Raw genomic sequence first — 21,938 nt, forward strand, 5'->3', positions numbered from 1 at the left:
TAAGAAGAGAGAGGACGCGCATATGAGCGAGATTCGGTGCCCCCATTGCGGCGAGGCCTTCACGGTGGACGAGAGCGGCTACGCCGCCATTCTGAGCCAAGTGCGCGACCAGGAGTTCCAGCGCGAGGTGGACGCCCGCGTCTCCCTGGCCGAGAAGTCCCGCGAGCAGGACGTGGCCTTGGCCGTGTCGAAGGCCGAAGAGACCCTGCGCGCGCAGATCGCCGAGCGCGACGGGCGGCTGGCCGCCCAGACTGAGCGCTTCAAGGCCCAGGCAAAGGACTTCCAGCTTGCGGCGCAGAACGAGAAGGCGGAGCTGGAGAAGCAGGTGGAGGGGTTGCGCGCCCAGCTGGCCTCCAAGGACGGCGAGGCGGAGGCGGCTCGCAAGCTGGCCGTGAGCGATGCCGTGGCCGCCGAGGCCGAGCGTTTGCGCGCCGTAGAGCGCGAGCGCGACGAGCTGGCCCAGAAGCTGGAGAGCCAGCGCGCCCAGGCGTCGATGGAGACCCAGCTGGCGGTGCAGCAGGCCAACGCCGCGGCTAAAGATGCCCAGGTGGCGGTGGAGCGCGAACGCGACGATCTGCGTGCGCAGGTAGCCCGTGAGCGCGAGGCGCTCTCCCGGGCCGAGGCGGAGCATAAGGTGGAGCTCGCCGAGAGGCTGAAGATGAAAGACGAGCTCATCGCCGACCGCGAGCGCGAGATCGAGCGCATCCAGGACATGAAGGCGCGCCTCTCCACGAAGATGCTCGGCGAGTCGCTGGAGCAGCACTGCGAGATCGAGTTCAACCGCCTGCGCCCCACGGCCTTCCCGCGCGCCTACTTCGAGAAGGACAATGAGGTAGTGGAGGGCACCAAGGGCGACTTCGTCTTCCGCGACTTCGACGATGAGGGCAACGAGATCGTCTCCATCATGTTCGAGATGAAGAACGAAGCGGACGACTCCACCCACAAGAAGACCAACGAGTCCCACTTCAAGAAGCTCGATGCCGACCGCACGAAGAAGGGCTGCGAGTACGCCGTGCTCGTGTCGCTGCTCGAGCCCGAGAACGAACTGTACAGTGCCGGCATCACCGACGTGTCCTACCGCTACGAGAAGATGTACGTCATTCGCCCGCAGTTCTTCATCCCGCTTATCACCCTTCTGCGCAACGCGGCGCTCTCTTCCATGGAGGCCCGTCGCGAGCTCGCCCTCGTGCGCCAGCAGAACATCGACGTGACCAATTTCGAGGACCAGCTGGCCGACTTCAAGGACAAGTTCGGCCGCAACTACCGCATTGCATCCGACAAGTTCCGCAAGGCCATCGAGGAGATCGACAAATCCATCGATCACCTGCAGAAGATCAAGGACAACCTCATCGGCAGCGAGAACCAGCTGAGACTGGCCAACGACAAGGCCGAGGACCTTACCGTGAAGAAGCTCACCCGCAAGAACCCCACCATGAAGGCGCTCTTCGACGAGGCTCGGGAAGCGAAGGAGAAGCAGGAGGCGGGACGTCAAGAGGTTGTCGATGGGGTCACAGAAGTGGATGTTCTGAGTGACTATGATGAGTAGTTCTTCTCTTATAACTCTACTGTTATGATGTAAAATAGCATCATAATAGTAGAGTAAGGAAGCAATGAAACTTTACGAGGCCGACAAAGCGCTAAGTATGCATGCGAACGGGAAGAGGGCTTTTCGCACGACTGATCTAGCTCTTGTGTTTGCTGAAGGCGGCACGAAGCTACGCAGCACGATTTCCCGTCTGGTGAAGGCCGGGTCATTGTGGCATATCGCGCGCGACCTGTACTGGTACGCCTCTGCGGGGGCCTCTGATATCCCCGCCATCGAGGAGCTCGCCGTAGCGCTTCGCCCCGGCGAGATGAACTTCATCGGCATGGAGAGCGCGGCCTCCCTGTGGAGCGTAATTTCTCAGATTCCCGTCGGTCGGCTGACGGTCGTCACGACGGGCAAGGAGGGTGAGTTCAATACGCCATTTGGCGTGATCGAATTCGTGCACACATCCCGGGACTGGGCATATCTGCTTGATCATACGGTCGACTATCCGGGCCATGGATTACGTCTGGCGACGAAAGACCATACCGTGCGTGGGCTTCTTCGCTCTGGGAGGTCTTTAGATCTCATAGATTGGGAAGAGGTGGAAGACGATGAGTGATTTTCTCGAATTTTCTCGTAAGATGGCTGCGCGTAACAAGGTGGAGGGCCTTCTTCCTGTCGTGGAGAAGGAGCTTATTCACTACGACATCCTCCGGGCGCTCGCGCAATCAGATTGGCTCTGCAAGCTCAATTTTCAGGGCGGCACGTGCCTGCGCCTCTGCTATGGCGGCGTGCGTTATAGCGAAGACCTTGATTTCAACACGCGGCTCGACCTCACAGCAACCGATCTGAGCGGCTTCAAGGATATCGTAGGCCGCAATCTCGCGAAGAGGTTTGGCGTCGATGTGCGCGTCAAGGACCCGAAAAAGGTCAAGCAATTTGACGGCGGTGGCACTATGAAGAGGTGGCAGGTGGTCGTGGATACGGCTCCTGAGCGGCCCGATTTGCCCTCGCAGAAAATCAAGATCGAAATTGCCCAAGTGCCTTCTTATACCCGTGAGAACAGAGTTGTCGTTGAGAACTATTCTGAAATCCAGGGAGTGTATGGGAGCTTGCTCGTGGGCTGCCAGTCTCTTAACGAAATTCTTGCGGACAAGCTCGTTTCGTTCGCCCAGCAGGTGAAGGCACCGCGTTATCGCGATCTCTGGGATATTCCTTGGATCATGCAGCGTCCCGGAGTCGACATTGCCCTTGCGGCTGATCTCGTTCTGAAAAAGGTAGAGGATTACGCTGTTGGGAGAGCGCCTGTGGAATTGCTGGCCGATGGTGCTGAGAGAGCGGCCGAATACGCTGTCTCCGAGGCCTATATCGCCCAGATGCGGCGCTTCCTGCCGCCTTCTGTAATGGCGGATACCATTGAACGACCCCTTCAGCGAGAGACATTGAGGAACCTCATTGTTGAGGGGTATCAACAAACGATTGCTCTTATCTCTTAAGCAGGCGGTAAACTTGCTTTACGCTATTTCCTGGAGGATGATTGCAGCCGCTTCTGGGCAACGGACGCGGTGGGATTTCAGGAGCGATTTCCGCGAGGCTTTTCCTCCCGCATCCTGAGGGCGGCGGCGAGGCGGCGGCCCTTGCCGCACTTGGGCGTCGATAGCGGGCAGTGCTTCTTGCAGCAGGTGCAGCAGTTCAACTGAAGGGCGGCCTTCGATTTCTTGCAGCCCTTGCAGTCCTTCGCGTGCTTGACGCCCTTGCAGCCACTGCGCTTGCTCTTGCGCTTGGCCTCGGCGGACTTGCGATCGGCAGCGATTTTCTTCGACTTTTTGTCCTTCATGGCGTTTCCTCGTCTCTCGGGGAAGCGTGGGCATTGAGTTAGCGCAGTCTAACAGTGTTGCACGAAAATGGCAACCATGGCTAACTTACTCATAATTCCGAGTTTCGGACAGCATGCCTAAGTGTCCCTTATTCGGTACACGAACGCGTCGCTTCCCCCGTATCATGGTCGACCATCGAAACAGGAACGGAGGAAGTCATGGCAACTGCAGCAAAATCAATCTGCGTCGTGGAGGATAGCACGGTGGCGGGAACGCGCCACGTGCCCGATATGGCGGCCATCTCGGAGGGCTATGGGAAGGGGGAGCGCCTGTCGCTTGTGCGCGACGCGCGCAATCCCCACGACGCCTGGGCGGTGGAGGTGCGCGACGGGGCCGACCGCCGCATCGGCTACGTCTCGTGCGAGTGCAACGAGTTCGTCGCCCGCCTCATCGATGGCGGCAAGTCCGTCGAGGGCCGCCTCAGCTCCCGCGAGCAGATCGGCTCCTGGACGCGTCTGGTCATGGGGGTGTATCTCAATGACTAGCACCGCTGTCGCCTTGGTCACCGACGTGCCGGTCGCCCCTTGCCGCACCGAGGCCGTGAGCCTGGCCCAGCGCACGGCCAACTTCCTGTTTGGCGCCCCCAGCGCGCGGCGCGCCCACGGGGGCGCCGAGACGAGCTTCACGCCCCGGGTGCTGCGCGGCGATGGCTGGAGGCGCCGCTGCGAGGCGAGTGCCGTGTTCGCGGTGGATCGCAAGGGGGCCGCCGCCGAAGAGCGCTTGCCGCGCATCTGGGTGAGCGAGCCGGCCGCAGACGGCGCGGGCCGCATCTTCGTCGCCTCGTATCCCACAGGTGCCGATTGCGGCGGCTGGCGCGCTCTGGAGCTTGCGGACATCTACTTCAGCGAGGCGCTGGGCGCCCCCGGTGAGGAAGCGCACCGCCGGCGCATCGACTGCTACCGGGCGGCGGAGATCCTCCTTCTCCACGCGGCGGCCCGGGGCAACGTGGCCGCCCATTGCCGCCTCGGCGTCATATACGAGGGCGATCTGTGCGAAGGGGAGTACTGGGACGGGCTTTTGGGGGGACGCGCCCTGCACACGGCCCAGACGCCCTGCGATGCGCGCGCCTACCTGCACTTCTCCTACGGCGCCTACCATGGCCACGGCGAGTGCTGCTGGCGTTTGGGCGATATGGTGGCCGCCGGGCGCGGGTGCGAGTCGTCGCTCGGCCGCGCTTTCGGGTTGTACCGTCGAGGCTACGAGCTGGAGGGCGCCTCCCTCGACGAGGACCGCGCCTCCACGGGCAATGCGGCGCTGCGCCTGGCCCGCGCCTTCGAGCTCGGACGCGGCTGCGAGCAGGATTTCCGCCGTGCCCGCACGTGGTACCGACTGGCCGCCATCGGCCTGGGCGCCGCCTTCGACGCCGGGCAGTGGCACTTCAAACGCGAGCGCATCGAGGCCCGCCGCGGCATCGTCCGCATGGCCCAGGAGATTGCGGGGAATTACTAGGGTGCATCCCGTGGCAAAGCTGCGGCAAAAACGTCCCTGTGGGACACGATAAGGACAGCGGCAGAAATGTTTCGCGCTAAAATAGGCGGAAGCGATTTTCGAATTCTAGGAGGATGCCTTGTCGTCTGCGGTTCCCGTCGAGCTGTACCGAACCATCGAGCGCGCCAACGCGTGCGCCAAGGCCGCCGCCCTTGAGGCGGCCCCGGCCGCGTCCTTCGGCGTGCGCCGTCTCTCGCCCGCCGATTTCGTGGCCGAGCTCTGGGAGCTTTGGGGCGATGGGCGCGCTTTGGTGTCGGCCGACGAGCGCAAGGTGCTCGTTGCCGCGCTCTTGCGCGAATTCGCCGCAGAAGCGCGCCTTTCCGACTCGCCGGGCACGGTGGCGCTGATCGCCCGTTTTGTCTCGAACGTCGGCTGCCTGCTTGAGGGGCAGGCTCTCGACGAGACGTCGTTCACGGCCCGCGAGCGGGGCGTGCTCGCCTTGGCCGCACAGTACTGCGAACGCTTGCGCGGCGCGGGGCTGGTGGAGCCGGAGCAGGCCGCGGCCCTTCTGTCGGATGCCGTCGCGTCGGGCGAGGTTCCCTCGCCGTGCGTGAGCGTCGTTGACGCCATCGAGGCGGGGGCGGGACTCGATCGGCTTCTGCGGGCCCTGGGCTGCTCGCCGAAGCCGGATGCGTTCGTGCTGCCGACTCTGGCGGAAGGAGTGGAGCCGGCGCTGGTGATGCCGGCGGGCCCCACGGCCTTGGCAGGCTTGCTGCTTGACGAGATAACAGAGGCGGTGAGCGCTGGCGAGACCACTCTGCTCGTCGTGTCCCCTGCGCCCGATCGGCTCTTCGAATCTCTGGCCGGGCCCTTGTCCGCCGCGGGGGTCTCGTCCGCCCTTCGCTGCTCGCGTCCCTTCGAAGAGACCCTTACCGGTTGCGCTCTGGCCGCCGTCGCGGATATTGACGGGCCCCACGGCGTCGCCGCTGCGACCGACTTCGCCTACAACCGCCTCTCCGGAGTGCCGGGGCGCGACGCCCAACGGCTCAACCGCGAGATTCGCGAGGACCGAACCTTCGAGGGGGCGGCCATCGCCGAGAAGCTGCGCTTCCTCTCGCCGACGTTCAGCGAGTTTCAGCGCATCGCCGAGGCCTGCGCGGGCGCCGAAGATATACGGGCGGCAGAGGATGCCCTGCGCGCCCTGGACGTTCTCGCGAAGTGGGTGAAGGGCGCCGATGCCCTCACCTTCGCCGAGAAGGCCCGCGAGGCGGCGGCCTTGGCAAAGGCGCAGGGCCTCCTTGCGGCCTGTGTCCGCACCGGCGCCGGGGGGTGCGATATCGCCTCGCTGCTCGCGAGCGCGTCGGTGCCCGTGCAGGTGCTCGCCGCCGCTGAAGGCAGCGCCACGGTGGAATTCGCCTCACTCGACCGCCTCGATTCGCTCGTGCCTCGAAGCTATGACGAGGTCATCGTTGCCGATTGCTCCCAGGATGCCTTCCCCGCCAAGGCGGACAGGACGGCGCTCGACGGCCTGACGGAGAAGCTGGGGTACGCGCGGCCGGCCGACGAGTTCGAGCGGGAGCGCCGCCGGTTCGCGGCGGCCATGGGGGCGGCCAAGGCGCGCTTCACCCTCGGGATTTCCCAGCGCGATGAGAAGGGGGAGGAGACTTACCCGGCCTTTCTCCTCAGCGAGTTCTCCGACGCGCTCACCCAAAGCCATCCGCCGCAAAGCGCCCTTGCCGGCAAGGGCGCGGATGCGGGATACAGCGAGTTCGACGATGCTGCGTTCGGGCTGCCCGTTGCCCTCTCGCGCTGCGCCCGGCGGGGCGGGGAAGAGGCGCTCGTGGGCGGAATCGGCCAGAGCTTCGCTGCACTGTGCGGAAAAGAGGAGGTGCCCGGCGTTGCGCGCGGATGCCTGCGCCAGCTCAATCTTGCCGACTTCCTGAAAAAGGCGCCAGGGCCCGACGGACCCGTCGCGGTGCTGTCCGCCTCGGCCATCGAGAGCTATCTCAGCTGCCCCTACGGCTGGTTCTTGAAGAACCGATTGCGCCCCGAGGCCCCCGACGAACAGTTCGGGCCGGCAGAGAAGGGCGGTTTCGTCCACCGTGTGCTGGCGCGGCTCTACGACGGGCTGGCCGCCGAGGGCGTAGCGCGCGTCGATGAGGGCAATCTCGCCGCGTGCGAGGGCCGCCTCGATGCCGTGTTCGACGAGTGTTTGGCCGAGCAGCGCCGGGAGCGGCCGGGCTCGGGGCGCCTCGTGGCGCGCTCGAAGAGCGAGAAGGTGGAAGTCGAGCGCCTGCGCGGCCAGCTGCACACGACGCTTCGGCGCTTGGCGACGATGGCGCCGGCCTACCGGGTGCACGGTCACGAGGTGGCCGTTGCGCCGGAAGACGGCATCGATTACGCCGGGTTCCGCCTGAACGGGCGGGCCGACCGCGTAGATGTGGATGCGGAAGACGGGCGCTTCGCCATCATCGACTACAAAGGCTCGGTGGGTAGCGATTACGCCGCCGCCATGAGGGAGGGCGACGAGGAGGTGCCTCTGCCCGGGCGCATTCAGGCCGATGTCTACGCCCAGGCTTTGCGCCGACGGCTTACCGACCTGCACTGCGCCGGAGCGCTCTATCTCAGCTACTCGGCCAAGCGCCGCGCAGGGTCCCTGGTCGGAGCGGCCGATGCCACCTACGACGACGGAGGGCTGCTCGGTGCGTCATCGAGGGTCCCCTTGAACTTCGAGGCCTATTTGGACGCGGTCGAGGAGCTGGCAGCGGCGCGGCTTGCCGGGCTTTTGCGCGGAGAGATTGCTCCGAGCCCGCGATCGAGCGCGGCTTGCCGCTTCTGCCCGGCTCTCGATTGCGAAAGGAGGCTCTCGTGAACCTTGAACGCTGCACGAAATCCCAGCGCTCGGTCGTCACCACCCTCGATGCCCCGCTCATGGTGTCGGCCGGTGCCGGCTCTGGTAAAACCTTCACGCTCACCCAGCGCGTCGCCTACGCCCTCGCTCCCGGCGATGGCTCTAAGCCCCACCTGCGCTCGGTGGACGAGGTGCTGGCCATCACGTTCACCAAGAAGGCCGCCGGCGAGCTGAAGGGACGCATCAAATCCCTGCTTCTGGCCGAGGGCCTCTACGACGAGGCCCTGAAGGTCGATGGTGCCTGGGTGTCCACCATCCACGGCATGGCCTCGCGCATCCTGCGCGAGCACGCGCTGGAAATAGGCATCGACCCCGCCTTCGAGGTGGTCGAGGGAGCCGAGCGCGACGAGCTGCTCGCCCAGGCCATCGAGCAGGTCATCGCCGAGGCCGAGGTGGCGGGCGATCCTTTGCTCGGAAAAATTCTACTGAACGAGCGTCTGGGCGGCGACGGGCAGTCGGGCGGATTGATGGAGCAGGCCCAGGCCATCCTCGCCCGCGTGTACGCCATGCCCGATCGGTTCGAGGGGCTCGACGCTGCCTGTGCGGGCTTTGACCCCGGCGCGCTGCTGCGCCGCGCCTGCGCCGCCGCCGATGCCATGCTCGTCGCGAGCGAGGCCTGGGCCAAACCCGGGAAGACGAAGCTTGCCTTCATCGAGAAGCTCAAGGAGGCCTGCGCTTGCGCCGACGAATGGCTCGCGGCGGAAGGCGGCGGTTCGTTTGCCGATGTCGATTTCGACACGGAGGCCTTCTGCCGGGTGTTCTACGGCTTTCCTTTGACCACGGGCGCTGCGACGGGCAAGGACAAGCCGGACTTCGACGAGTGGCAAAAGGCCATGATCGAGGTGGAGCGTGAGGTGCGCGCCGGCGCTGCGACCTCATGGCTTTTGGCCGTGGTGTCGCTGGCGAAGAAGGTGGATGCGGCGTTTTCCGCCATCAAGGGCGCGAGCCGCCTGGACAACAACGACCTGCTCGCCGTGTGCGCCCGAGCCCTGCGCGAGCATCCGGCCATTGCCGAGCGGCTGCGGCGCACATTCAAGATCATCATGGTGGACGAGTTCCAGGATACCGACCGCATGCAGGTGGATATCATCGGCGCCATCGCCCAGCCCGGGTTCTCCAACGTCTGCACCGTGGGCGATGCCCAGCAGAGCATTTATCGGTTCCGCGGAGCCGATGTGAACGTGTTCGAGGAGTACCGGCGTGACCTGATAGCGCACTGCGGCGAAAAAGCCTGCGAGTCCCTCGATTGGAATTTCCGCAGCCACGGCGACATCCTGGCCTTCGTCGAGCGCATCTTCTCCGATGGGGAGGTCTTTGGCGACGACTTTCTGAGGCTTGAGGCCCACGGTGCCGTGAACGATCTGGCCGACCCCTTGTTCGCGGCGCGTCCCCGCATTCGCGTGAACGTGGTGCAGCGCCCCTGGAAGGGCGTGGACGCGGGCGATGCCCTGGACGTGTCGGCCCAGGCCGTGGCCGAGCATTTCGCCGAGCTGGCCGAGGCCGGCGCGCGGGCGGCCGACATGGTGCTGCTGCTGGGCCGCATGGCCAATGCCCATTTGTACGCGGCCGCGCTGCGCGAGCGGGGGCTCGCGTCCATGATCACGGGAGGCTCGGTGTTCTCGCAGATGCCCGAGCCGGCGCTCGTCTCGGCACTGCTGCGCTTTGCGGTGAACGGACGGGACGATAAGGCGCTCTTCCAGGTGCTGGCAAGCCCGCTGTTCGCTCTTTCCGATGACGTGCTGCTTGCATTGGCCTCGCGTCGTGCCGACGACGGGACCATGGCGACGCAGGCTTTGAGTAGCGGCTTCGCGAGCCCGACGCTGGGCGAGGACGTCGCACGCCTTGGTCTGGGCGAGCTGGATACGCGCCTGCTGCTCGAGGCGCGCTCGGCTTTGGCGGTCTTCGCCCGGCGGGCGCGGGCGGGCTTTGCCGGCGCGGCCCTGGAGGAGCTCTTCGTCGCGTCGGGCCTGCTCGACCGTTTGGAGGCCGAGGGCGTCGAGGGCCTGGCGGCAGGCGGCAACCTCGCCAAATCGTTGCACTTGGTGCGGGAGATGCAGCGCCGTTGCCAGGGCATCGCCTCGTTGTCATCCGCCTTTGACGCCCATCTCGCCACAGCCAAAGAGGCACCGGGGGCCCTTGCCACCGCCGAGGGCGATTTCGTGCGCATCATGACGGTGCACGCCTCCAAGGGCCTGGAGTTTCCCCACGTGGCCGTGGCCGACCTGAAAGACGGGCGGGAGGATACGGGCCGTTTGGTGGTAGAGAACATCGGACGTGCCACCTATGCGGCGGCGAGCTTTCTTGGCGACGAGTTCGAGAAGGTCAAGGGCACCTACGACCGCACGGCGGCGAAGCTCGCGGATGACCTGGACGGCGGGTCTGGCGCTTTGGCGGGCGCTGCCGATTTTGCCGCCTTGGAGCCGGGGGAGCGCTATGCGGTTCTTTCCGGGTATGCCGAGGACCAGGCGCTCGCCGAGGCGCGGCGTCTTCTCTATGTCGCGCTCACCCGAGCCAGTCGGTCGCTCTTCGTGGCCCTGCAGCTGCGCCGCAACCTCGACAAGGGCTACGAGGGCACGGGCGTGTTCGAGGATATCTACCGGGCCGTGCCCTGGGAGGCAAACGGAGGCTTCAGCATTGACCGCATCGATTACGGCGGCTCCGCCTCGGCCGAGGTGCGGTTCCGCTTCCTTGCGGCCGAGGAGGACGAGGTTTTCGCCGGGGCCGCTGTCCCTGATGAAGAAGGCGCTTGCGATGGCGGTGCCGTCGATGCTGTATCGGCGGCGGCCGGCGAGACGTCGAGGGAGGCGGACTCGAGCGAGTCCGATCTTTCCGTGACGGTGCCCCCGTTCGCCGTCACCCGCTACGAGGCGCTGCCGGCTCCCGTGGCCGTGCCGCGCAATTTCGCCCGTGCGGGCTTGTTCTCCTACTCGTCCATCTCGGGCAGCCATGCCGATTCCGACGAGCCGCTGGCAGGGGAGAGGCCTCTTTCCAGAGATGAGCGGGGTTTGCGGCCTCCTGCGCTGGCGCCCGCTGATGCAAAGGAGTCCGAGAGCGCCACGGCCTTGGGCACGGCCTTCCATCGCCTGGCCCAGCAGGCTATCGAGCTCAGCGAGAGAGGAGCGCTCTTCTCGCCCGGCGAGGCGGCCATTGTGGCGCAGATTCAGAAAGAGTCGCTGTCGGCGGGCCAGCAAGAGCGTTTGCGCACGGCCCTCGATCGCTGGCTTGGAAGCGATGCGGCCGCTCGTTTTGCCGCCTATGAGAACCGTCGCGCCGAGGTGCCGTTCACGGTTCACGTGCCCGCCTCGGTCTCGGATTGCGCGCACAGCGGTGCCCAGGGTGCAGAATCGGGAGCCATTGGGGGCGGCGCCTTCTACCTCGAGGGCGAAATCGACGGCCTGGCCGATAATGGCGAGGGGGCTGCGCTTCTCATCGACTACAAGACCGGCGGCCGTGAGGACGAGACCCCCGAGCAGCTGGACGCTAAACACCGCCTTCAGGCGAGCTGCTACGCCTACGCCCTCATGCGCGCCGGCTACACGTCGGTGGACGCCCACTTCCTGCGCATCGAGCACGCTTCGCTGGACAACCCGCGCGATCCGCAAATTGTCCCTTATCATTTCGAAAAGACCGACCTGCCCGCTCTGGAAGCCCTTATAATCACCAAGCAGCAAGAAGCGATTGCGTAGCGAGAGACAAGGAGGCCGTACGGTGGCCCGCGAGCACACTGGAACCAACCGAGAGCGCAGCGAGTACTACGGCGCGCTGCAGGATATTGTGGACGCCCTGTTCGCCCAGTACGGCGATTTGGATCCGACCATCGCCGAGGCCATCGGAGCTAAGGTGCGCCGGCTCGACGTGGTGGTGGCCGCCGAGGCGGCCGACCTGCCCGAGGAGCTGCTGCGTATCGTCACCCTGCTGCCGCCCGGCGACTATACGCGCACGCGCCTGTGCACCCAGCTGAACTCCGCCATCGTCGGCCACGCCTGGGGCCAGGTCTACGGCACGGTGGAGTAGAGACCGAACGCTCTCGGTCTTGTCGTCGGCGAAAGGCGCGCTGCAAAAGCGCGTGCGACGAGGACATGGGTGCATATACAGCAAAAGAAGAGGGCCTGCAGGCCCTCTTCTCGTTGTCGCTAGGTCGTCTGGGCTTAGAAGCGCAGGCTCAGGCAGGACAGGCCGCCGTCGACCTTGCGGTACTCGGAGGTGTCAACCACGAGCGTCTTGTAGCCCAGATCCTGCACGGCCGCAAGCACCGTGGGGTAGCCCTCGGGCACGATGACGGTGCCGTTCACCCAGATGCAGTTGGCGCCGTAGGCCTCGTCCTCGGGCACGATCACCTTGTTGTACTCGGCGAAGTCGGGCTTGTCGATGAACTCGCCGGACACGAGCATGTTGCCGTCCTCCAGGTAGTTCACGCCGGTCTTCAGGTGCAGTACCTCCTCCAGGGGCACCTCGGAGCCAGAAAGCCCCCAGCTCTCCAGAATCTCGATGAACTGGCGGATGCCCTCCTCGTTGGTGCGGGCCGAGCGGCCCACGAAGAAGTGGTCGCCCACCATCATCACGTCGCCGCCGTCCAGCGTGCCGGGAGACACGATGTGGGCCACGTGCTCGTCGTCGAAGAACTGGCGGATCGTCGGCTCGATCTCGTCCTTCTCGCCGTTGCGGCTGTCGGCGCCCGGGTTGGTGATGATGGCGCCGCAGCGCGTGATGACCGCCGGATCCTCCACGAAGCAGGAATCGGGGTACTGCTCGAGGGCGGGCAGCTCGGTGACCTCCACGCCGCACTGCTTGAGGGCGGCGATGTAGTCGTCGTGCTCTTCCACGGCGCGCTCGTAGATGGGCTGGCCCAGCTCCGGGGCGCTCGTGATGCCGTTGCACAGGGACTTGCCCGGCTTGCGGACGATGACGTTGGTGAACTTGGTCATAGATGACTCCTTGTCGTCGCGGGATGCGCCTCTCTGCGCACAGGAACAGTGTAGCGCTGCCGCGCCGCCAGCGGGAGACTTTTTCAATGAGCCCACAAGCGAAAAGGACGTCGGCTAGTGTATCGACGCCCGGCTAGGCTTGATTCTGCTCGGATCAGTTCGGTTCGGGGCCGAAGATGCTAGCCCTCCACGCGTTCCAGGATGAGGTCGCCGAGGAAGCGGATGATGTCGTCGGACTCGAACATCGGCTGGCCGTCTACCACCAGGCACGGCACCTGGCCCTTGCCGGCCAGGCGAATGAGATCGTCCTTCACGCCGGGTTCCAGCGTGTCGCGCATGGGCATGGCGATGTCCTCCTGCTCCATGAAGGCGAGCACCTTCTGGCAGAACGGGCAGGTGGGCTTGTAGTACAGGACCATGTTGTCGAAGTGCATGAGGCGTCCTTTCGTGGTCGTTTCTCTTTTGTGGCCCCAAAAGGGCTCGAGTGAACTCAAGAATGGGCCAGTGGCGATTATAAGGGCGCTGTTTCTCTCAAAAATGCGGAATTAGGGAGCGTTTAGGAAGGCGTAACCTGCAAATCGCTCCGTTCTATGGGCGACAAAAGTTCACTCGAGCCTTTTTGGGGCCACAAAATTTTTTCGAGGCTCAGATGCCCTCAACCGCTCGGCGCTTACGTTGAGCGACTAGCGCAGGGTTGAGGGTACAATGATGGGGTATTGACGGCTGCTCGACGTGGCGGCTTTCGCGCGGATCTGCGCCTTCGCGAAACCGTTTCGGGCACGCGACAAAGGAGAAACGCCTCATGGCCAGAGTCTACAATTTTTCCGCCGGCCCCGCCGTGCTGCCCGAGGAGGTGCTGCGCCAGGCCGCGGCCGAAATGCTCGACTACAACGGCACCGGCATGTCGGTCATGGAGATGAGCCACCGTTCCAAGCCCTTCGCCGAGATCATCGAGACCGCCGAGGCTGACCTGCGCGATTTGCTGCAGATTCCCGATAACTACCAGGTGCTGTTCCTCCAGGGCGGCGCTACCCAGCAGTTCGCGGCCATCCCCATGAACCTTATGCAGAATAAGGTGGCCGACTACATCGTGTCGGGCTCCTGGTCGAAGAAGGCCTGGAAGGAGGCGCAGCTCTACGGCGAGGCCCGCTGCGTGGCCTCCTCCGAGGACGAGAACTTCTCCTATGTGCCCGATCTGGCCGGCCTTACGTTCTCGTCTGATGCCGACTACGTGTACATCTGCCAGAACGAGACTATCTACGGCACCACCTATCCGGCGCTGCCCGACACCGGCGACATCCCGCTCGTGACCGATGTGAGCTCCATGTTCCTCTCTGAGCCCATGGACGTGTCGAAGTTCGGCCTCATCTACGGCGGCGTGCAGAAGAACATCGGCCCGGCCGGCGTGACCATCGTCATCGTGCGCGATGATCTGGTGCGCGAGGACGTGCTGCCCTTTACGCCCTCCATTATGCGCTACACCACCCAGGTGAAGGCGAAGTCGCTTTCCAACACGCCCCCGGCCTACGGCATCTACATTTGCGGCCTCGTGTTCAAGTGGCTGAAGGAGATGGGCGGCCTTGAGGCCATGAAAGAGCGCAATGTGGAGAAGGCGGCCGTCCTGTACGACTATCTCGATCAGAGCAAGCTCTTCCGCGGCACCGCCCGCAAGGAGGACCGCTCGCTCATGAACGTGCCCTTCGTCACCGGCTCCGATGAGCTGGACGCGCTGTTCGTGGCCGAGGCCAAGTCCCACGGCATCGAGTCCATCAAGGGCCACCGCTCCGTGGGCGGCATGCGCGCGAGCATCTACAACGCCATGCCCAAGGCCGGCGTGGAGGCGCTCGTGGCCTTCATGGCCGAGTTCGAGAAGAACAACGGCTAGGAAGGGCGGTCGAGGCTGACCGGCCGAGAGCGCTCTGGCTTATCATGTATTGGAAGGCCGCCCGACGGGCGGCCTTCTTTTTTCGCGCTGCGGGGTGCGGCATGAAAGCGGGCAAGCGCCGCGCTTCGGATGCGGGGAGTCGTTCGGGTAAGCGGCACATAATTGAACGCGCCCTGCGCGACGGACATCTTGGAGCGCTAGGACTGTCCGCCGTTGTCGACGTCGGTTTCGACGAGGTCGAGCAGCTCCTCGCGCGACCCGATGCCCATCTTGCGGTAGATGTTGTAGGTATGGGTCTTCACCGTGTGGCTTGAGATGTTCAGCTTGTTCTGAATGTGCTCGATGCCACGGCCCTTCGCCAGAAGCAGGAACACCTCGGTCTCGCGGGCGGAAAGCCCTGCCTCCTGGGCGATGCGCTCGCAGTGCTTGCGCCAGAAGCCCACCGCATCCTTCTCGGTGACCGCGACATCGGCCTCGAGGGTCGCAGCGTTCTTCAGCTCGTGGCCCGCAAGAGGGGAGAGCGGCGCGAAGGTGATGAACAGCGCGAGCAGAATCACGAGACCCAAGGCCGCCACAGAGAGCATGGAGTAGTTCATGGCGCCGGTGGAGGTGGCGGCCAGGCCCACGCCGTGGCCCAGGGCGAGCCCCAGGTAGATGCAGGCCTGGGAGACGGCTACAAGCTGGATGCGCGAGGCTCGCTGCTGCTTGGCCAGGACCAGGGCCAAGTTGATGCCGATGGCCTCGAAGAACACGTAGCAGCCCAGCAGCAGCAGGTTGCAGGCCACAGAGGGCATCCCCTGCAGAAACGCCATGGGGATGAGCGCGATGATAAGCACGGGGAACAAGAAGCGGAAGCTGCTCGCCTTCTGAATGCGCTCGCCGAGGAAGCGCGCGACGAACCAAGCGGCCGCAGCGCCCAGGGCGAGCACGACGGCGATGCCGCTGTAGAGCGGATCGCTCTCGGCGATTTGGGTGGTGGAACCGATACCGAGGCCGAAAACGATGCCGTAGGCCACGGCGATGCCCTTGTAGGAGGCGGTCCAGCGGGCACGCTGCAGGGAGTCCTCCAAGGGCACAAAGGCGCTTGCGACGACGTCCTCGTCCTGCTCGAGCAGATAGAAGATGCCAAGGCTGATGAGCGGGCTCGCGCAGAGCAGCCCGATGTTGAAGGGGAAGGGCAGAAGGTTCATGACCAGATAGGCCGGCGCGCCCAGCCCTATGGCGAGCACCAGGGCCGCATCGCGCTCGGCGGGGGCAAACGCGCTCAGAAGCTCCACCCACAGCATGAGCAGGCAGGAGAGCCCCACGCCGGCGAGGCCCCAGGCGGCGCAGTCGAAGGCGAGGGGCATGGTGGCGGAAAGAGAGTAGGCGGCCAGCGAGCCGACGGCCGCCACAACGGAGAACAGGCAGACTCCCGCCTTCTGGAACCGCACCCCTTGGGCCGATGACATCCAGTCGGCGCGCTTCGCCATGGCGAGGCATCCGATGCACGAGCCCAGAAGAAACACGATGCGCAGAAAGAGGTGGTACCACAAAATCTCGATGGCGCCGTCCATGAACGAGTTGCGCATGAGCATGGTGAAAAAAGACGACCAGTAAAGGGCGAACCCGCACGACGCGGTGAAGACGAGGGGCCAGTTGAGGCGCTGACCTGGCTCAACTTCGGTGCTCATACTTTTTTCCATAGCCCAATCCTTATCCTATCCCCTGATATTTCCCAGGGCAAAAACCCACGTTTAAGGACTTTTGCCGATGGTGCGGAAAACGCGCGGCACCTAGATTGTGCTTAAGCCTAGCGGATGAGGCCCGGTTGGCGCAATGACCAATTCGGGTGTCCGCTAAAGTCTTAGAGACGGGAGAAAAGCTATGAGTGAACAGTACAGGACCGTTCCGCACGAGCTCCCCTTCAAGTACGAAGAGGGAGACCTTCAGGTGACGCGCGGCTGCGCCTGGACGGGTCCGGGATGCCATCTCGGATGCGGTGTCATCATGTACACCGACCAGGACGGCAAGTTCGTCAAGTGCGAGGGCGACCCGGAGGACCCCTGGACCAACGGGCGTCTGTGCATGCGCTGCCTCGATGCGCCCGAGGTCACCAACCACAAGGAGCGTTTGCTGTACCCCATGAAGCGTGCTCGCGAGGATCGCGGCAAGGACAAGTGGGAGCGCATCACGTGGGATGAGGCCTACGATATCATCACCGAGCAGTTCATGGACATGAAGGAGAAGTACGGCCCCGAGTCCGTCATCTTCGCCCAGGGCACCGGTCGCGACATCGCCGCCTACATCACCCGCCTCGCTTGGTCCTTCGGCTCCCCGAACTACACCGGCCTGCTCTCCGGCCAGGCGTGCTACCTGCCCCGTATCGCCGGCATGGCCGCCACCACCGGCGCGCCGTGGATTCCCGACGCGGCCCAGCAGTTCCCCGAGCGCTACGATCACCCCGACTACGAGGTGCCCGAGGTCATGTTCATCTGGGGCAACTACCCGCTGAAGTCGAATATCGAGGGCTTCTACGGCCACTGGGTCATTGACCTCATGAAGCGCGGCATGAAGCTCGTCACCGTCGACCCGAAGGTGACCTGGCTCGCCACCAAGTCCGAGCTGCACCTGCGCGTGCGTCCCGGCACCGACGCCGCGCTCGCCCTCGGCATGATGAAGGTTATCATCGACGAGGACCTCTACGATCACGAGTTCGTTGAGAAGTGGTGCTACGGCTTCGATGAGCTGGCCCAGCGCGCCTCCGAGTTCACCCTCGAGCGCGTCGAGGAGATTACCTGGGTGCCCGCTGAGAAGATCGTGGCCGCCGCCCGCATGCTCGGCAAGGCCAAGAACTCCACGCTGCAGTGGGGCGTGGCCGTGGACATGACCCGCGAGGCCATGCCGGCCGGACAGGCCATCCTCGCCCTCTGGGAGATCACCGGCAACATGGAGCGTCCCGGCGGCATGATCGTCGCCCCCGAGATCCTCTCCGTGGCCGGCGGCTGGGGCCGCGAGATCTTAGGTCCCGAGCAGGAGCAGAAGCGCATCGGCATCCAGGACTACCCGCTGTACAACTTCGGCTTCGCCGTGTCCCAGCCCGACGAGACGGTCAAGACCATGGAGACCGGCGTGCCCTACGAGATTCACGGCGCGTGGCTGCAGACCACCAACCCCATCGCCTGCATGGGCGCCGATCCGAAGCGTCTGTACAACGCCATGAAGGACCTCGACTTCATCGTCGTCGTCGACCTGTTCAAGACCCCGACCATCGCGGCTCTGGCCGACGTGGTGCTGCCCGCCCAGACCTTCGCCGAGCGCAACGGCATCGCCTTCGTGTCCGGCGCGCAGCGCGGTTCCACCATCAACAAGGTGACCTCGGTGGGCGAGACCAAGTCCGACATGGAGATCAACCTCGAGCTCGGCCGCCGCTGGAACCCCGAGGCCTGGCCGTGGGACAACGTGGACGACATGTTCACCGACATGCTGAAGCCGACCAACATGAGCTTCGAGGAGCTGCAGGAAGTGGCCCCGGCCTACCAGCCCATCGAGTACTACCGCCACGAGAAGGGCATGCTGCGCCCCGACGGCCAGCCCGGCTTCAACACGCCCACCGGCCGCATCGAGCTGTGGAGCAACTTCTACAGCCGCGCCGGCCTCGACCCGCTGCCGTACTTCGAGGAGCCCGAGCCCGGTCCCGGCTCCACCCCCGAGCTCATGGAGGAGTACCCGCTGGTCATGACCTCCGGCGCCCGCTTCTGGGGCATGTTCCACTCCGAGCATCGCCAGATCGAGCGTATGCGCCACTACCGCCCCTGGCCGCTCATGGAGATTCACCCCGAGACCGCTGCCAAGTACGGCATCAAGGACGGCGACTGGGTGTGGATGGAAGGCCCGCTGGGTCGCGCCAAGCGCAAGGCGAAGCTCACCCCCATCATGGACCGTCGCCTCGTCTCCTGCGACCACGGCTGGTGGTTCCCCGAGGGCGATCCGGAGAAGTTCTACGACGTGTTCGATCTGAACATCAACAACACGCTGCCCTGGATTCCCGGCAAGAGCGGCTTCGGCTCCAACTACAAGAGCTCCATCTGCAAGATCTACAAAGTTGAAGAGGAGAAGTAATCATGGCCAAGTACGGACTTTTGATTGACGCCCAGTGGTGCTCCGGCTGCCACAGCTGCGAGATCGCCTGTCAGATGGAGCACGGCCTGCCTGTGGGCCAGACCGGCGTCAAGGTCGTGAAGATCGGACCGTGGGTCATCGGCGACGAGGCCGAGGAGAACTGGCAGTTCTCCTACCTGCCCATCCCCACCAAGCAGTGCGACAGCTGCGCGGCGCGCCGCGGCGCGGGCAAGGTGCCCACCTGCGTGCAGCACTGCCAGTCCAAGTGCATCGAGTTCGGCACCGTTGAGGAGCTGGCCGCGCGCATGGACGAGAAGCAGCAGACGCTGTTCGTCGTCGCCTAGCAAGACGTTGTGAGACAAAGGGGCCCGGGGAGTGCGCGTCCGGGCCTTTTTTGGAAGGAGAAACAGACATGTGCTTTAGACCTGCGGACGTCGACCTTTCGACGAAGTGCCCCGAATGCGGCGCCGATTGCCAGCCGGGCGACATGACCTGCCCCGCCTGCGGTGCCAGCGTGGCCCCTGCCGGCGCCCCTGCCGCTCCGGCCGCGCCCGCTGCCCCCGGCGCTCCGAAGCCCCCGGCGGCTCCCGGTGCCCCCGGCGTGGCGGCTCCGCCCGCCCCGCCCAAGGCCCCGGGCGTCAAGTAGGGCCCCGCGCGGGCTTCCGCGCTTTGCAACCACCGTGCCATGCGGATCGTATGAAAGGAATTCGTATGCATAGCAAGAAGTACTACATCATCTACGGGTTGTTCTTCTCCCTGTTCGTGGCCGCGGTCCTGTGCCTGTGCCTGACCATCGCCCAGGGCATGCCCCATATCGACCCGATGTTCTTCCTCATGAGCTTCCTTGTGGCCTTCGTCACCTCCTTTGTGGTGACAGCGGTGCTGCCCCTGGCCAAGATCTCGGCCGCCTGCGCCGTCTACTACGATGCCGCTTTGGGCAGTCTCGGCTTCCGCCTCGTGCAGAACGTCTTCTTCAGCACGCTCATCATGATCATCTTAGGGCTCGTGATGACGGCGTTCGTGACGGGCGTGGGCGACGTGCCGACGCTCTCGACGCTCACCGGCGAGCTGATGGACACGAACCTGTTCGACCGCTACGTGGCCCTGTGCATGCAGTTCTTCCCGGTCATCGTCATCGTCGCGTTTCTGTGCGACCCGGCGGCCGGCGGCATCGCCGGCGCCATCACCGGTGAGAAGAAGCAGGCGCCGGCCAGCGAGCCCGAGCAGCTCGTTTAACCGCTATGGACCGGGTGGAAGAGGGCGCCGTGGTCGCTGAAGCCGCCGATGCCGCGACGGGCGCCTCGCGAAAGAGCGGGGACGTCGATGCGGCGACAGGCGCCACACCGATGGCGGAAGCGGCAGCTGAGGAGCGGGGGAGCGCCGGCGCGAGCCCGGCCGACCGCGTGGCCGAGACGGTGGATGCCGTGACCGGCGCCACCTGGACCACGCGCAACACCATCATGGCTGAGCTCTTCCAGGCAGACCTTGCCGCGCACGGTGACGAGATGCCCGCCTTCCGCCCACCGGGCACCTGAGTGCTCAAAGCGCGCTTCAATGGGCTATCATAGGCACAACCTAAGGCGACCGCCCTCGGGTGGTCGCCTGTCTTTGGCGACTCACGCACGGAAAGGGCGCGTCTTATGGCTAAGAAGATCCTGGTCACGGAAGATCTGGTGCAGGAGGGCATCGACTCGCTCACCGAGCACGGCTACGAGGTCGACCTGCTCATCGACCCCTCGCCCGAGGAGATTGCCGCGGCCATCGCCCCCTACGACGCGCTGATCGTGCACCCGAACACCAAGGTGGACGCCGCGCTGCTCGATGCCGCTGAGAACCTCAAGATTATCGGCCGGGCCGGCGTGACCGTGGACAACATCGATGTGGAGGCCGCCTCCGAGCGTGGCATCGTCGTGTGCAACGCGCCGAACTCCAACGTCATCTCCGCTGCCGAGCACACCATGGCCCTGCTTCTGGCCGCCGCCCGCCGCATCCCCGAGGCCAGCGCCTCCATGCACGCGGGCCAGTGGCGCCGCAGCGATTTCATGGGCAGCGAGCTTTTCGGCAAGACGCTGGCCATCTTCGGTTTGGGCCGCGTGGGCGGCCTGGTGGCCGAGCGCGCCGCCGCTTTCGGTATGAACCTCATCGGGCACGACCCCTACTGCTCGCCGGAGCGCGCGTTGCATCTGGGCGTGACTCTCTACGACGATATGGCCCCGGTGCTCGCCCAGGCCGACTTCATCACCGTGCACCTGCCCCGCACGGTGAACACTCTCGGCATGTTCGGCGCCGACGAGTTCGCCGCCATGAAGGACGGCGTGGTGCTCGTGAACGCGGCCCGCGGCGGCATCTTCAACATGGAGGCTTTGGCCGATTTCGTGGCCGCGGGCAAGGTGAGCGCGGTGGCGGTGGACTCCTTCGAGTGCGAGCCCTGCACCACGTCGCCCTTGCACGAGTTCGAGAACGCCATCCTCACGCCGCACCTGTCGCCCATGACCCACGAGGCCCAGCGCCGCGCCTCCACCCAGATTGCCGAGTACGTGGAAGCGGGCCTGGAAGGCGGCATGGTGGCCACGGCTGTGAACCTCTCGCCGCTGCCGCCGGAGGCCTTTGACGTGGTCGGCCCCTACATCCACGCCTGCAAGATGCTCGGCTCGCTGGCCAACCAGATCCTCGGCCGCACGCCGAAGAACCTCAAGCTGGAGCTGGCCGGCGCCCTCTGCGACGCCGACCCGGCGCCCCTTCTGGCCGCGGTGCTCGACGGCGGGCTGTCCTATCGCCGCCTCGGTGCCTTCTCGGCGGCCAACGCCGAGTCCGTGGCCTCCCAGCACGGCATCTCCGTGTCCACGGCCTCAGTTCGCGATGCCGAGGAGTACGCCTCCTCGGTGCGCGTCGTAGCCGACGAGGTGGAGGTGGCGGCCACCCTGTTCGGCACCGAGCATGCCCCGCGCATCATCTCCATCATGGGCTACAAGATCGACATCGCCCCGGCGAGCACCTCGCTCATCTTCGAGTACGTGGACGCGCCGGGCCGCATCGGCGTCATCGGCACGGTGCTCGGCGAGGCGGGCGCGAACATCACCACCATGCAGATCGGCACCAAGCCCGGCGACGGCTGCGCGCTCGTGTACATGAACGTGGAAGGCGATGTGGACGAGGCGGTGCTCGCCCGCCTGCGCGAGGCCATCGACTTGCGCAACCTCTGGAAGATAACGCTCTAGGGGCGCTATCGCATCAGTCGATGCCCGGGCATCGGAACTTTCGACGGCTTTCAGCGGCGCCTCCA

The 21,938-nt window shown here is 65.1% G+C and carries 19 protein-coding genes; 15 read left to right on the forward strand and 4 right to left on the reverse strand.

All coding sequences use genetic code 11. The features are described 5' to 3' along the window. The first annotated feature begins 22 nt into the window (after positions 1-22). The 3 genes from VJ923_RS05500 (at position 23) to VJ923_RS05510 (ending at position 3,024) form a co-directional block, all read left to right on the forward strand. Positions 23-1,546, forward strand: a complete 1,524-nt coding sequence (locus tag VJ923_RS05500; protein ID WP_326439363.1) for a DUF2130 domain-containing protein — start codon at positions 23-25, stop codon at positions 1,544-1,546. Between the two features lie 64 nt (positions 1,547-1,610). Then, on the forward strand, positions 1,611-2,147 hold the full coding sequence (abiEi, locus tag VJ923_RS05505) for a type IV toxin-antitoxin system AbiEi family antitoxin (protein ID WP_326439365.1): 537 nt from the start codon (positions 1,611-1,613) through the stop codon (positions 2,145-2,147). Further along, a complete protein-coding gene (locus VJ923_RS05510; RefSeq protein ID WP_326439367.1) occupies positions 2,140-3,024 on the forward strand; it encodes a nucleotidyl transferase AbiEii/AbiGii toxin family protein in 885 nt (294 codons plus the stop codon). Before abiEi ends, VJ923_RS05510 begins: the two co-directional genes overlap by 8 nt. A 77-nt stretch (positions 3,025-3,101) precedes the next feature. Here the strand turns inward: VJ923_RS05510 and VJ923_RS05515 are convergent, their stop codons facing one another. After that, positions 3,102-3,365, reverse strand: coding sequence for a hypothetical protein (locus VJ923_RS05515; RefSeq protein WP_326439369.1), 264 nt, complete (start codon positions 3,363-3,365; stop codon positions 3,102-3,104). Between the two features lie 198 nt (positions 3,366-3,563). Between VJ923_RS05515 and VJ923_RS05520 the strand changes: the two genes are divergently transcribed. From VJ923_RS05520 to VJ923_RS05540, 5 genes are all read left to right on the forward strand, one after another. Beyond that, entirely contained in the window at positions 3,564-3,890 is a 327-nt protein-coding gene (locus VJ923_RS05520) for an HIRAN domain-containing protein (protein ID WP_326439371.1), read from the forward strand. Continuing rightward, entirely contained in the window at positions 3,883-4,854 is a 972-nt protein-coding gene (locus tag VJ923_RS05525) for a tetratricopeptide repeat protein (RefSeq protein ID WP_326439373.1), read from the forward strand. The genes VJ923_RS05520 and VJ923_RS05525 overlap by 8 nt, the downstream gene beginning before the upstream one ends. Before the next feature lie 118 nt (positions 4,855-4,972). Continuing rightward, a complete protein-coding gene (locus VJ923_RS05530) occupies positions 4,973-7,705 on the forward strand; it encodes a PD-(D/E)XK nuclease family protein (RefSeq protein WP_326439375.1) in 2,733 nt (910 codons plus the stop codon). Then, positions 7,702-11,430, forward strand: a complete 3,729-nt coding sequence (locus VJ923_RS05535; RefSeq protein ID WP_326439377.1) for a UvrD-helicase domain-containing protein — start codon at positions 7,702-7,704, stop codon at positions 11,428-11,430. Before VJ923_RS05530 ends, VJ923_RS05535 begins: the two co-directional genes overlap by 4 nt. Positions 11,431-11,452: 22 nt before the next feature. Continuing rightward, entirely contained in the window at positions 11,453-11,758 is a 306-nt protein-coding gene (locus VJ923_RS05540; protein ID WP_326439379.1) for a hypothetical protein, read from the forward strand. A 134-nt stretch (positions 11,759-11,892) separates the two neighbouring features. Here VJ923_RS05540 and VJ923_RS05545 read toward each other — a convergent pair whose 3' ends face one another. Together VJ923_RS05545 and VJ923_RS05550 are read right to left on the reverse strand one after the other, a co-directional pair. Continuing rightward, entirely contained in the window at positions 11,893-12,669 is a 777-nt protein-coding gene (locus VJ923_RS05545; protein ID WP_326439381.1) for a dimethylarginine dimethylaminohydrolase family protein, read from the reverse strand. Positions 12,670-12,848: 179 nt separating this feature from the next. Further along, positions 12,849-13,103: a glutaredoxin family protein gene (locus VJ923_RS05550; protein WP_326439383.1), complete on the reverse strand. Its 255-nt coding sequence runs from the start codon at positions 13,101-13,103 to the stop codon at positions 12,849-12,851. Positions 13,104-13,471: 368 nt separating this feature from the next. On the opposite strand from VJ923_RS05550, the gene serC reads away from it, so the two are divergent. After that, entirely contained in the window at positions 13,472-14,554 is a 1,083-nt protein-coding gene (gene serC, locus VJ923_RS05555) for a 3-phosphoserine/phosphohydroxythreonine transaminase (protein WP_326439385.1), read from the forward strand. Positions 14,555-14,751: 197 nt separating this feature from the next. Here serC and VJ923_RS05560 read toward each other — a convergent pair whose 3' ends face one another. After that, positions 14,752-16,239, reverse strand: a complete 1,488-nt coding sequence (locus VJ923_RS05560) for a helix-turn-helix transcriptional regulator (RefSeq protein ID WP_326439386.1) — start codon at positions 16,237-16,239, stop codon at positions 14,752-14,754. A gap of 181 nt (positions 16,240-16,420) precedes the next feature. Between VJ923_RS05560 and VJ923_RS05565 the strand changes: the two genes are divergently transcribed. The 6 genes from VJ923_RS05565 (at position 16,421) to serA (ending at position 21,873) form a co-directional block, all read left to right on the forward strand. Beyond that, entirely contained in the window at positions 16,421-18,655 is a 2,235-nt protein-coding gene (locus VJ923_RS05565; RefSeq protein WP_326439388.1) for a molybdopterin-dependent oxidoreductase, read from the forward strand. Positions 18,656-18,657: 2 nt separating this feature from the next. Beyond that, positions 18,658-18,999 carry a 4Fe-4S dicluster domain-containing protein gene (locus VJ923_RS05570; RefSeq protein ID WP_326439390.1) on the forward strand — a complete coding sequence of 114 codons (342 nt, stop codon included), beginning with the start codon at positions 18,658-18,660 and terminating at the stop codon, positions 18,997-18,999. Positions 19,000-19,067: 68 nt separating this feature from the next. Further along, positions 19,068-19,301 (forward strand): zinc-ribbon domain-containing protein, encoded by a 234-nt coding sequence (locus VJ923_RS05575; protein WP_326439393.1) that lies wholly within the window; start codon positions 19,068-19,070, stop codon positions 19,299-19,301. Between the two features lie 65 nt (positions 19,302-19,366). After that, complete coding sequence (locus tag VJ923_RS05580) at positions 19,367-19,891, forward strand: hypothetical protein (protein WP_326439395.1); 525 nt, start codon at positions 19,367-19,369, stop codon at positions 19,889-19,891. Positions 19,892-20,001: 110 nt separating this feature from the next. Further along, on the forward strand, positions 20,002-20,190 hold the full coding sequence (locus tag VJ923_RS05585; protein WP_326439397.1) for a hypothetical protein: 189 nt from the start codon (positions 20,002-20,004) through the stop codon (positions 20,188-20,190). A gap of 105 nt (positions 20,191-20,295) precedes the next feature. After that, a complete protein-coding gene (gene serA, locus VJ923_RS05590) occupies positions 20,296-21,873 on the forward strand; it encodes a phosphoglycerate dehydrogenase (RefSeq protein WP_326439399.1) in 1,578 nt (525 codons plus the stop codon). Positions 21,874-21,938 lie beyond the last annotated feature (65 nt).

It is taken from the genome of Adlercreutzia shanghongiae, from assembly GCF_035830635.1.
Taxonomy (GTDB): Bacteria; Actinomycetota; Coriobacteriia; order Coriobacteriales; family Eggerthellaceae; genus Adlercreutzia; species Adlercreutzia shanghongiae.